The organism is [Bacillus] selenitireducens MLS10, assembly GCF_000093085.1.
GTDB classification, from domain to species: Bacteria; Bacillota; Bacilli; order Bacillales; family Salisediminibacteriaceae; genus Salisediminibacterium; species Salisediminibacterium selenitireducens.
Genome location: NC_014219.1, coordinates 1554360 through 1566948, shown reverse-complemented (window position 1 = coordinate 1566948; position 12589 = coordinate 1554360). Strand labels below are relative to the sequence as shown.

The following is a 12589-nucleotide window of genomic DNA, read 5'->3' as shown; positions in this document are numbered from 1 at the left end:
ATTGTCAATCCGCATCACGTTTGTGCCGGATTTCCATAGGTCCGGATATCCTCAGTGATCGACTTGACGAATACATCAAGGCTGACCTCTTCAGAGTCCTTTTGACCGTATCGGCGGACGTTGACACTGGCATTGTCTCTCTCCTGATCTCCGAGTACCAGTAAATACGGCACCTTTTGCATCTGTGCTTCACGGATTTTGTACCCGAGTTTCTCGTTGCGGACATCCACGTGAACCCTGACGCCAGCACGTTTCAGTTCATCCTCCACTTGACGCACATAGTCGAGATGGACATCATTAACCGGGATCAGCTCAGCCTGCACCGGTGCAAGCCACGTCGGAAATGCACCTTTATACTCCTCAAGCAGGAAGGCAACGAACCGTTCCATCGTGGAAACAACACCACGGTGAATGACAACCGGTCGGTGGTCTTTACCATCTTCACCAGTATACGTCAGATCGAACCGGTTTGGCAGGTGGAAATCGAGCTGGACCGTTGAGAGTGTTTCGTCTTTTCCGAGGGCGGTTTTGACCTGAACATCGAGCTTCGGTCCGTAGAAGGCCGCCTCCCCGTCTGCTTCAATGTATTCAACGCCCATTTCATCAACGGCTTCCTTCAGCATCGCCTGTGCTTTTTCCCACATCTCGTCATTGTCCACATATTTCTCTTTGTCTTCCGGATCTCTGTAGGAAAGCCGGAAGTAATAGTCCTTTATCTGAAAATCTTTGTACACAGCCTGAATCAGCTCCACAACACGGATGAACTCATCCTTCAACTGATCAGGACGGCAGAAGATATGCGCATCATTCAGCGTCATGGCACGGACACGCTGCAGGCCGGCGAGTGCGCCGGACATTTCATGGCGGTGCATCGTGCCGAGCTCCGCAATTCTGAGCGGCAGATTTCTGTAACTGTGCTTTTCGTTTTTGTAAATCATCATGTGGTGCGGGCAGTTCATCGGACGGAGAACGAGATCTTCATTATCCATCTGCAGTACCGGGAACATGTCATCCTGATAATGATCCCAGTGTCCCGAGGTTTTATAAAGATCAACGCTCCCAAGTACCGGCGTATAGACATGATCATAGCCAAGCCGCTCTTCGATATCCACGATGTAACGCTCCACCTGACGTCTTACCGTTGCCCCTTTCGGCAACCAAAGCGGCAGTCCCTGCCCGACCTTCTGGCTCACAGCGAAGATGCCCAGCTCTTTTCCGAGCTTGCGGTGATCGCGTTCTTTGCGCTCTTCGAGAAGCTGCAGGTAGTCATCCACTTCCTTTTGTTTCGGGAATGCCGTTCCATAGATCCGCTGCAGCATCTTGTTATTGCTGTCCCCGCGCCAGTATGCACCGTTGACGGTAAGGAGCTTGAATTTTTTCAGTTTGCTTGTCTGCGGTACATGGACACCGCGGCACAGATCGAAAAATTCGCCCTGCTCATAAATGCTGATCTGTTCACCTTTCGGGATATCCTCAAGAAGTTCGAGCTTCAGATCATCACCAATCTCCTCATAGCGGCGCACCGCTTCTTCCCGTGGCACCTCGACCCGCGTGATTTCGTGATTCTCATCAATAATTTTCTTCATTTCTTTTTCGATCTTCGGCAAATCTTCCGGCGTCAGCTTATGCTCCATATCAATGTCATAATAGAATCCTTCTTCAATGACCGGCCCGACACCGAGCTTCACATCGTCAAACAGCCGCTTGACAGCCTGAGCCATAAGGTGAGCTGTACTGTGGCGGAGCACCTCGAGTCCTTCCTTGGAGTCATAAGTCAAAATTTCAATGGCCGCGTCCTCTTCGATCGGCGTCCGTAAATCAATCGGCTCGCCATTAACCTTACCGGCAACCGCATTTTTCTTCAGTCCCGGAGAAATGGACTGGGCCACATCCTCCATCGTGCTGCCCCGTTCAAATTCTTTCACATTACCGTCAGGGAACGTAAGTTTTACCTGTTCTGCCATTTGAATCATCCTTTCTGTCTTCTGTACATGCCTGTTGAATACATAAAAAAGACCCGCCTCTTCTGAATACGTGCATTCAGAAGGGACGAGTCATCAGATCGCGGTTCCACCCTTATTTCCTGCCAGATACCGGCAGGCTTCATTACGTTCGTAACGTGAACGATACGCCGGAGATTACTGGGAGTTTTCACTCGGTTCCGATCCGGTGCCAGACAGGGGTAAACCAATCATCTTCACGAGAACCTTCCAGCCAACGGGTTCACTCTCTGGTCGCAAACAATTAACAGGTTCGTATCTGTCTCTATGCATCCATGTATAATAGGATTGTTGCTGAGAATCAGTATAGCGGAGGTCGAAGAGAAAATCAAGAGGGTCCTGTACAAATGCGCGATGATTCACCCATTCTGAGACCGAAAAAACAGCCCGGAAAAACCATCCAGGCTGCACTAAATATCAATTTTGCATGATAAAGTCGTTCTCCACGGTCTCATCTTCCTTGAAGACTCGCAGGGTATTGTACTTCGTGTCCCGCTGAGCCGGTGTCTTACCCGCTTCACGGATCAGACGCAGAATCAGATTGGTGTCGACCTTGTGTGTCGCACCAGCAGAAGAGACCACATTCTCTTCCATCATCGTGCTTCCGAAATCGTTGATCCCGTAATGCAGGGACTTTTTGCCGATCTCTGCGCCCATCGTTACCCATGACGACTGGAAATTAGCGATATTGTCGAGGAAAATTCGGGCAATCGCGGTATTCTTCAAATACTCACGCGACGTCACGCGTTCGCCCTTCATGGCCGTGTTGTCCGGCTGGAATGTCCAGGAGATGAACGCGAGGAAACAGTCTGCATCGTCCTGCGCATCACGCAGTCGCTGCAGGTGAAGAGCGCGCTCTTCATAGGTTTCACCGAAGCCGATGACCATGGTCGCTGTGCCGTGCATGCCGACTTTCTTGACCATCTTCATGCAGTCAATCCATTCTTCCCATGTTCCCTTCAGACGGCTGATCCGTCTTCTTGTCCGGTTGTCGAGAATCTCGGCACCACCGCCGGGAACGGAGTCAAGGCCGGCCTCTTTCAGTTCAATCAGTACTTCTTCAAGAGACTTGCCGGAAACTTCGACCATCTTATAAATTTCCGCAGGGGAAAAGGAGTGCATCGTAATGTCAAAGCGCTTCTTAATGTTGCGTAAGAGGTCGGTATAATACTCAAACGGCAGATTCGGGTTTGTCCCGCCCTGCATCAGAATTTCCGTACCCCCGACATCTTTGGTCTCCTGGATTTTCTGATAAATGTCCTCATCATCAAGTACATACCCGTCCTTCGCATTCGGCGGACGGTAAAAGGCACAGAATCTGCAATACGTGTCACAGAGATTTGTATAATTGACATTGCGTCCAATCACAAATGTTGTGATCGGCTCCGGATGCCATTTCAGCATAATTTCATTGGCCACTTCACCCATTTTCTCGACTTCGTCGCTCTCATAGAGTGCGATTGCATCATCAACTGAGATTCGTTCACCTTGACGCGCACGTTCAAGAATGTGATCTATACTCATGCTGTTTTCCTCCATTCTGATTCACAAAATCTACACTTCCATCCTAACATATTCAATAAAAAGACGTGCAGGAAACGCTTAAATTTCTTTCGATTTTCCAATCTCAACGTTTGAGACGCTTGTTCTCACCCTTCATCGCAACGATCTGATTCTGGTGGCGGATCCGCTCAAGAATCCGCTGTGCCTTCAGGGCATCCACCTTCTCCACACCCTTCTGATGTGTGGATGACAGATGGACTTCAAGTTCGTCAATACTCAGATTCGATGTGAAGATCGTCGGTAATTTCTCCATCATCCGGTGCTGCAAAAGTGCACCGATGACTTCATCCCGTACCCAGCTGCTCATCGTCTCCGCGCCGAAATCATCAAGGATCAGGACCGGGGCATCCATTACCCGCTCGAGCTTCTCCTGATACGTCCCGTCAGAGATCCCGTTTTTCAGTTCCCGTACAAAGTCCGGCGTGTAGAGAACCATCGTGGATATCTCCTCGTCGGCAAGATAATTGGCAATCGCTCCGATGAGAAAGGTCTTTCCGACGCCAAAAGGACCATAGATATACAATCCTTCACTGCTTGTGCCCGGGTTCACCGTTTCGGCAAACGTCAGAGCTGCATTAAACGCATCCATGCGGGCTTTTGAATCCTGTTCGAAATGTTCAAAACGGACATCGAGCATTTCTTTTGGAATGTGCAGGCTTTTGATGAACGATTCCTGACGCTTTCGCTCATCTGCCTTTCGCTTCAGGTGACAGGGCTGATACGTCAGTTCGAGATCTCCGCGAACGACGGTCGGTTTTGGCTGATAGCCCTGCATCAGATTGGGGCAGGCCTCAAGACCCGGGCAGTTGTCACAGTTCCCAAGCTGATCCTGATACTGATAGAGTTCATTGATCCGGTTTTCAGTCAGGTGCTTTTTTAACTCAGGGTGCTCAGCAAGAAAAGACTGTACCCTGAAGTCTTCGAGCGTCTCTTTTTTGAGCGCCTCATACCGCGCTTCAAAGTTTCCGTCAATGAAGCGTTTGAAGGCTGGCTGTATCGGATCCATCAACGATCGTCCCCTTTTTGTCGTGACTTCTTCTTCAGACGTGCGAGCTTTTCCGCCGCTTCTTTACGGGCTGCATCAAGCTCATCTTCCGTCGCATGTTCTTTGTTCCAATCCGGATTCTCCATCCACTCAGGCACAGGTTCACTCTTCACCTGACGATCCGGTTTCTTGTAAAAGTCCGTCTTTTTCGTTTTGGCATGCTGCTTAAAGGATTCGTTTTGTTTCGCATCCGCCACCGCCTGCTTCATCGCCTGCGGAACGGTGCGAATCCCTTTTCGTTTCCAGCTGTTTGCGATCTTGAAAGCAAGGTTTTTGACGAGACGCTCATCGTTCTCCCGAAACAGATACGTAATCAGGACATTCACGACACCTGGCGGCAGGGCGTAATCAAAGATCAGTTCATCAATGATCTTCAGGTCTCCATCGAAAATCTTCGCCCCGCCGGTCAAATCCGATATCTGGTCGAGGGGCGAACTGTTCTCATAATAGGCAACCCGCTCCTCATACTCATTGGCCGGCTCTCCTGTAACGGTCTTCAGGGAATCGGGCTGCGCATCCTTATGCGTCAGTGTCAGTCCAAGTCCCGCGGGCTGTCTGGATTCTTTCAGCTGATACGTCTCCCGTGCCATCTGCCTCAGTTCCACAAAGTCTATCTCCTCACGGTTCAACAGCACTTTGCCGATCAGTTCCGCCATCTGTTTTGCATCAAGCTGATAGAGAAACACCAGATTCTCGATGAGCCGGATGTTCTCCCGCTGCACGAGCTGAGACTCGACGGCTGGCATTCTCGTAAACTGCGGCAGATAGTCAAGCATTGTTTCGTAGTCAAAATCCAGCCCCGAAAAGCCAAAGGATTCTTCCGCCTCGGTGACGGTCGATAAGAGCTCCGTCGAGGACAGCGCCCGTTTTGATTCGGCGGATTTCACCTTCAGCTCTGACGGATGAACCGAGCGGAAGACATCGTCAAACCTCAGCGTCTCCGCTTCATACCCCGTCGCATCCGGAGGCGTAACGGCAAAATGATGCCTGAGATCTTTGTATATATGTTCGCCCGTCTTGTTCAAGAGAAAAACCGGGAAAATATCGTGATGAAAAAAATGATGCGGGGTCAGCGGTGACTGGAGCTTGTAGATCATATAATGCTCGCCGTCATCCGTTTTTTTATAGACCTTCAAAAGCCCCATCCCCTCAAGCTTCTTCCGTTCACCGTACAAGACATCGAGAGGCTGCCCCGTCAGCATCATCAGCCCGCGGTGAGTCCGCTCCGCGATACGGCCGGGTGAACGCTGCGCGTCGTGCGCGAGCGTCAAATATAAAGAAACAGCCGTCGAACCGATCAGTGGCTGATAGAGGAGCGTCATCACTTCGATGTCCTCCGAGGCCAGTCTTGAACGCATAAAGGCCTGGTAAGGAGATGAAGGATTCAGTTTACCGAGATGTTCCATAGCTGTACCACTTCCTGCTTCCTTTATTGAACGCGGAAAAAATGGAGCACAACCGGCTCCATTCATCATGATTTCTTCGACTGTTCCCGTTCAACCATTTCTTTTAACTCGTTGACAAAGACGTTGATATCTTTAAACTGACGGTAGACAGAAGCGAAGCGCACATAGGCGACGTCATCCACATCCACAAGCTCTGACATGACAAGCTCGCCAATCTCTTCACTGCTGACTTCCGATTTCCCCGCATTCCGAAGGTCCTGCTCGACCTGTTCGGTGATCCTCTCGAGAATCTCGAGCGCCACCGGACGCTTTTCACATGCCCGGACAAGTCCCCTCAGAAGCTTCTCACGGCTGAATTCTTCCCTGTTTCCGTCTTTCTTGACGACAATAAGCGGTGTATGTTCCACGCGCTCAAACGTCGTATACCGATAGCCGCATTCTTCACATTCCCGGCGCCGTCGAATGGCACGTCCCTCATCACTCGGGCGCGAATCAAGAACGCGTGTCCCATTATGCTGGCATTTTGGACACTTCATCACTTCATCTCCATTCTTTAGCGAAAGGTTGACATTTCTTTTGCCAGACCTGTGCCGACATAGGTCAACCGCTGATCAAGTTCGCTGTACATAACCTCAATCATCTTGCCGCTGTAGCCAAAGTCCGAAAACAAAAACGTGTCTGTTGCCACGGAAAAATCAATGGCTGTTCTGTATGGACGGACCATAATCACCGTCACGACCATCAGGGCGCGCTTGCCCTGCTTAACGTTGACGATCAGTTCACCCCGTTCTTCCGAGTAATCCCTGATCTCAAAACCTTTCCCCCGTTCAAAGATCTGCTTCAGTTCTTCTATCGCTTTATCCGGCATCGCCTTGTAATACCGGGTTTGAAATCGTTTGTCGTGGTGCTCTTCCGTCGTTTCTGTCTGTGTTGAAAAAATCTTCTTCAAATTCTGCTTTATACCCATGGTTCACCCCACCTTTTTTCTCTCATAAGCATAGCAAGAAAACCTGCGAACTTCAATTGGCAGTCCCGGATTACAAAAGAAAAATCCGGACGGCAGACTCGCTGCTTATCCGGACGGATCGGTTTACATGGTGAGTGTGGCGGTTTTGGCCTCTTTAGGAACTGCCGTATAGCGAACCGCATCACAGACACGGGACGCATAGCCCCACTCATTGTCATACCAGGAGAGGATTTTGACCGTATGTTCGTTCATGACCATCGTCGAGAGGCTGTCCACGATGCTTGAATGCGGGTTCCCGTTAAAATCCGTTGAAACAAGCGGATCATCACAGACGCTCAAGACGCCTTTCATCGAAGTGCCCGCTGCCTGACGAAGGGCGCCGTTTACCTGATCCCGGTCAACGGGCATATGCACCTCCACGACCAGATCAACGAGGGAGACATTCGGCGTCGGCACCCTGAGGGCCATGCCGTGCATCTTGCCTTTCAGCTCCGGCAAGACGAGCCCGATGGCTTTGGCCGCACCCGTCGATGTGGGAATGATGGATGTCGCACAGGCTCTCGCGCGCCGTAAATCCTTGTGTGGATTGTCAATGTTCTTCTGATCGTTCGTATACGAGTGCACCGTCGTCATTACACCGGAGACAATCCCGAACGCATCATGAATCACCTTTGCCACAGGCGCAAGACAGTTCGTTGTGCATGACGCATTCGAAATGATCCGGTGCGCCGAAGGGTCATAGTCAAAATGATTCACGCCCATCACGATAGTCAGATCCGCGTCCTGACCGGGAGCCGTGATCAGCACTTTGTCTGCACCTGCATCGAGATGAAGGGCTGCCTTGTCACGGTCCGTAAAAGCGCCTGTCGCCTCAACCACGATGTCAATCCCGAGCTCTCCCCATGGCAACAGGGCCGGATTCCGTTCCTGACAGACCCGGACGTGCCGGCCATTCACAATCAGGTTTTGTCCCTCTGTCCGGATATCCGCATCCCAAGTGCCGTGAATCGAGTCATAACGGATCAGATGCGCCAGCGTTTCAACAGGGTAAGTGGCATTGACTGCCACCACCTCTGTTTCTGTATCAGCCATCAACTGCCTGAATACCATTCTGCCAATTCTGCCAAAGCCATTAATCGCGGTTTTAATCATGTTGATCCCTCCATCAAGTATGTTCAGGTTTCTTTAGTCGCTAATTAGTATAACATATTAAACGATTAATGACATACTCATCTTTCACCAAAATCAGAAAGGCTTTATTGGAGATTTCCGGTTATCCATTACCGACGCTAAACGCTCCTGTGGAAAAAGAAAACCAGTCCTGGGTAAGGACTGGCTGGTTTTACGGCTTATGCGAGAAGATTGTGAATGGTCTCCACGTAGGCGGATACTTCCGCCTCGAGTTCTTCAAGGCTGCCGCTGTTGTCAATGACATCATCCACTCGTTGTTTTTTCTCTTCGATCGGAAGTTGTGCACGGAGCCGTGCTCTGACCTCGTCTTCTGTGAGGCCGTTCCGTTCCATTACCCGCTCGATTTGCTGCTCTTCAGGGGCATAGACGAGAACGGTCCTTTCAACCATGTGAAACAGGTCACTTTCAATCAAAAGGGGGATATCCATGACGACGACTTCCGCCCCGTAATCCTTGGCTTCCTCCGCTTCCGCCTTCATCGCTTCCCGGACTGCCGGGTGCACAATGCTGTTCAAACGTTCGCGCTTTTCCTCATCATCAAACACGATACGCCCTAGCTTTTCCCGGTTAATGGTGCCTGTTTCTTCACTGACAATATCATCCCCGAATGCTTCGACAATGGCTTCGAATGCCGGTTCATGCGGCTCGACAACCTGCCTCGCAATGACGTCTGCGTCGACGACAACCCAGTCAAACCCGCGCATCATCTTTGATACCGTACTTTTTCCTGTTCCTATTCCACCGGTCAGACCGATAATCATGTTTCTTTCTCCCCTTTTTGATTTACTCTGTTTGGTTGGCACACCTCACATGTATGGGTACCGCGTCCTCCGACAACAGATCGGCTGATGGGTGTGCCGCACTTCCGGCAAGGTTCACCCGTCCGGCCATAGACAAAGAGCTGTTGCTGGAAATAGCCCATTTCACCTTTGCCGTTCACGTAGGAGCGGATCGATGTGCCGCCCTGATCAATTGCCTCCTGCAGTGTATCTGAGATCGCGCTCAGAAGCACCGGGATCAGCTTATCCGGCAGAGTATGGGCCGGTACAGCGGGATGGATTCCGGCACGAAACAGCGCCTCATCGACATAGATGTTCCCAAGCCCCGCCACCAGAGACTGGTCAAGGAGCGCCGCTTTCACAGCGCGCGTCGTCTTTTTCAGTCTCGTTCCGAGCTCGTCTGCTGTAATCCGGTCTTTCCCGACGGGTTCCGGCCCCACTTTACTGAGCGGGGGCCTTTGTTCTTCCGTTCCCTTTACGAAGGCATGCATCGTCCCGAACTTCCTCACATCCGCATAGTGAAGGGCCGTTCCGTCGGTGAATCGGATCACAACGTGCGTATGTTTCGACCGCTCAGAACCGGCCTCTTTCAGGGCATATTTCCCTTCCATCCTTAAATGGGACACAAGGACACAGTCATCGAGGTACAGTTTAAGGAACTTGCCTTTTCGTCCGATGGACTGGATCGTCTGTCCAGTCAGCATCAGTGCGAAGCGTTCCACATCGTCAGGTTCTTTAATCATTGCGGGCCAGCCGACCCATACGTCTTCTATGGTTCTCCCAATCAGAAGTTCCGTCAGCGTCTGACGGACGGTTTCCACTTCCGGTAACTCAGGCATGATTGTCTTCCTTTCCTTCACAAAACGGATTGATTGCCATTATTTCGCATCGTACCATGTATCACCTGTTGCCATGTCGGTAATCAGCGGCACATTGAGTTCAATGGTGGATTCCATAACGTCTTTCACAAGCTTCTCCATCGTTTCAATCTCATCTTCAGGGACTTCGAAAATCAGTTCATCGTGCACCTGAAGCAGCATCACGGATTTGAGGTTCTGACGCTCAAGTTCCGTTGCCATATCAACCATGGCTTTTTTGATAATATCTGCCGCTGAGCCCTGGATCGGGGTGTTCATTGCCGTTCGTTCTGCAAAACTCCGCTGATTGAAGTTCCGGCTTGTCAAATCCGGCAGATAGCGTCTTCTTTGCAGCATCGTGGTCACATAGCCCTGTTCACGGGCCTCGGCCACGATATCTTCCATATAGGTTTTAACGCCGGGATAACTCTCAAAATACTTGTCGATAAAGGTTTGCGCCTTCTTCCTCGAGATCCCGAGATTTTGGGACAGGCCGTAGTCACTGATGCCATAGACGATCCCGAAATTGACCGCTTTGGCCGTCCGGCGCATTTCAGCCGTCACTTCATTGCCTTTGACGCCGAATACATCGCTTGCCGTTTTCGTATGAATATCCATCCCTTCCTGGAAAGCGCTGATGAGATTCTCATCTTTTGAGATATGCGCGAGTACCCGGAGCTCGATCTGTGAATAGTCTGCCGCGAAGAGTTTTGATCCCGGTTTTGATGGGACAAACGCACGACGGATCTTTCTGCCTTCTTCGAGGCGGACAGGGATGTTCTGCAGGTTCGGTTCCGTGGAACTGAGCCGTCCGGTCTGCGTGACGGCCTGGTTGAAGATCGTATGAATCTTACCCGTTTTCGGGTGAATCACCTTCAGGAGCCCTTCGATATATGTCGAATTCAGCTTGCCGAGCTGACGGTAAAAGAGGATGTGATCAATAACGTCATGTTCCCCTTTCAGCTTTTCCAATACATCCGCAGAGGTGGAATAGCCCGTTTTGGTTTTCTTCAGAACAGGCAACCCAAGATCCTCAAAGAGGACTTTCCCCAGCTGCTTCGGTGAATTGATGTTAAACGACTGTCCCGCAGCTTCATAGATCTGCTGTTCGAGCTTAGCAAGCCGCTCTGTCAGGTCTTTGCCGATCGTCTCGAGTTCCTGCTGATCAACGGATACCCCATTCGCTTCCATACGGCCAAGGATAACGGACAAAGGCATCTCAAGATCCTGAAACAGTTCCCACTGACGGTTATCCCGAAGCTCTTGTTCAAGATTTTTCTTAAGATCAAGAATTGCTGCCGCTTTTCGTCCGAGATGCTGGCTCAGCTCCTCCGCTTCAGGGATCGCCTGCTTTTTGCCCTTTCCGTAAACGGCTTCGTCTGTCTGAACCTGGATGCCGTTTTTCCGATTGGCAATATCGGCGATTTCATGACTGCCTGAGGCCGGATCGATCAGATAAGACGCCATCTGAATATCGAACGTCGTATTACTCAGGTCAATACCGGCCCAGCCTAGCGCAACGACCGTCCGTTTGGCATCAAAGGTGTAGATTTCTTTTTGATCATCTTCCGCCCATTTTTTGAACACATCGCTCGTAAGGGCTTCTTCGGCTTCCACATAATAGATGCCTGTCTCGTTGGCAATGGCGACCCCGATGATCGAACCCTGATGGTAATTTTCCTCAAGCATCTCCACATACAGTGCAGACGGCGATACAAGATGCTTGTTCTCGAGAGGGTTGTCACTGGACAGACGGGTAACAGGCAGGTCTTCCATGTCGACCTTCTCTTCCTCCTCTTCCCCGATTCGGGAAAGGAGAGATTGGAATTCGAGTTCTTTAAACAGGGATGACAAAGCCGCCTGATCCGGTTCACCCCGTTTGAGGTCATCCGGTTTGATCTCGAGGGGGACTTCAAGAAAAATCGTCGCCAGCTGCTTACTCATCAGCGCCTGCTCTTCATTCGCTTCCAGCTTCTCTTTCAGTTTTTTCCCTGAGACTTCATCAAGATGCTGATAGACTTCCTCAACGGAGCCGTGTTCCTTCAAAAGCTTCAGCGCCGTCTTCTCGCCGACGCCCGGAACGCCCGGAATGTTGTCACTGCTGTCTCCCATGAGTCCTTTCATATCGATGATCTGTTCCGGTTTCAGACCGTAGCGTTCATCGATATCCTTCACCTGATAGGTGTCCACATTCGTGATGCCTTTTTTCGTCAAGTGAACCGTCGTCTGTCCGTTAACAAGCTGAAGGAGATCCTTATCACCTGTATAAATATGTACGTCCCAGTCTTCCTTGCCTTTTACCTGTGTGGCAAGCGTTCCGATAATATCATCCGCTTCGTAATTCGTCAGTTCCACGTGGTCGATATTGAACGCCTTCAGTAAATCGCGCATCACCGGCAGCTGCTCCGCAAGCTCCGGGGGTGTTTTTTCCCGCTTTCCTTTATATTCTTTAAACGTTTCGTGCCTGAAAGTGGATTTGCCGGCATCAAAAGCCACCATAAGATGAGTCGGCTTTTGTTCTTCGAGCACTTTCAGAAGCATGGTTGTAAACCCGTATACAGCGTTGGTATACACACCCTTGTCTGTGTTTAACAGCGGCAGGGCAAAGAACGCTCTGTATGCAATACTGTTCCCGTCAATCAAGACCAGCTTATTCATGTCTATCCACTCCTCATTTTCCTCGGACTCCGTTTTATTTTACCACTTTCCGAAGAAAAGAAAAACGGACACACCTGGATCGCCGTCCTTATGAATGGCTGACTGCTTTGATGTTTCTTGAAA

At 50.5% G+C, this 12589-nt stretch carries 10 protein-coding genes; all 10 read right to left on the bottom strand.

Annotated elements, in window-relative coordinates:
* Positions 1 to 14 precede the first annotated feature (14 nt).
* A complete protein-coding gene (thrS, locus tag BSEL_RS07090) occupies positions 15 to 1964 on the bottom strand; it encodes a threonine--tRNA ligase (RefSeq protein ID WP_013172304.1) in 1950 nt (649 codons plus the stop codon).
* 453 nt (positions 1965 to 2417) lie between these two features.
* Complete coding sequence (gene mqnC / locus BSEL_RS07085; RefSeq protein ID WP_013172303.1) at positions 2418 to 3524, bottom strand: cyclic dehypoxanthinyl futalosine synthase; 1107 nt, start codon at positions 3522 to 3524, stop codon at positions 2418 to 2420.
* 103 nt (positions 3525 to 3627) lie between these two features.
* Positions 3628 to 4569: a primosomal protein DnaI gene (gene dnaI, locus BSEL_RS07080; protein WP_013172302.1), complete on the bottom strand. Its 942-nt coding sequence runs from the start codon at positions 4567 to 4569 to the stop codon at positions 3628 to 3630.
* Positions 4569 to 6014, bottom strand: a complete 1446-nt coding sequence (locus BSEL_RS07075; protein ID WP_013172301.1) for a replication initiation and membrane attachment family protein — start codon at positions 6012 to 6014, stop codon at positions 4569 to 4571. The genes dnaI and BSEL_RS07075 overlap by 1 nt, the downstream gene beginning before the upstream one ends.
* A 65-nt stretch (positions 6015 to 6079) precedes the next feature.
* Positions 6080 to 6550: a transcriptional regulator NrdR gene (nrdR, locus tag BSEL_RS07070; RefSeq protein WP_013172300.1), complete on the bottom strand. Its 471-nt coding sequence runs from the start codon at positions 6548 to 6550 to the stop codon at positions 6080 to 6082.
* 17 nt (positions 6551 to 6567) lie between these two features.
* Positions 6568 to 6981, bottom strand: coding sequence for a hypothetical protein (locus BSEL_RS07065; RefSeq protein WP_013172299.1), 414 nt, complete (start codon positions 6979 to 6981; stop codon positions 6568 to 6570).
* Positions 6982 to 7104: 123 nt separating this feature from the next.
* Entirely contained in the window at positions 7105 to 8133 is a 1029-nt protein-coding gene (locus BSEL_RS07060) for a glyceraldehyde-3-phosphate dehydrogenase (protein WP_013172298.1), read from the bottom strand.
* Between the two features lie 197 nt (positions 8134 to 8330).
* Entirely contained in the window at positions 8331 to 8933 is a 603-nt protein-coding gene (gene coaE / locus BSEL_RS07055) for a dephospho-CoA kinase (protein ID WP_013172297.1), read from the bottom strand.
* Complete coding sequence (gene mutM / locus BSEL_RS07050; protein WP_013172296.1) at positions 8930 to 9790, bottom strand: DNA-formamidopyrimidine glycosylase; 861 nt, start codon at positions 9788 to 9790, stop codon at positions 8930 to 8932. Before mutM ends, coaE begins: the two co-directional genes overlap by 4 nt.
* A 39-nt stretch (positions 9791 to 9829) precedes the next feature.
* Positions 9830 to 12466 (bottom strand): DNA polymerase I, encoded by a 2637-nt coding sequence (gene polA / locus BSEL_RS07045; protein ID WP_013172295.1) that lies wholly within the window; start codon positions 12464 to 12466, stop codon positions 9830 to 9832.
* Positions 12467 to 12589 lie beyond the last annotated feature (123 nt).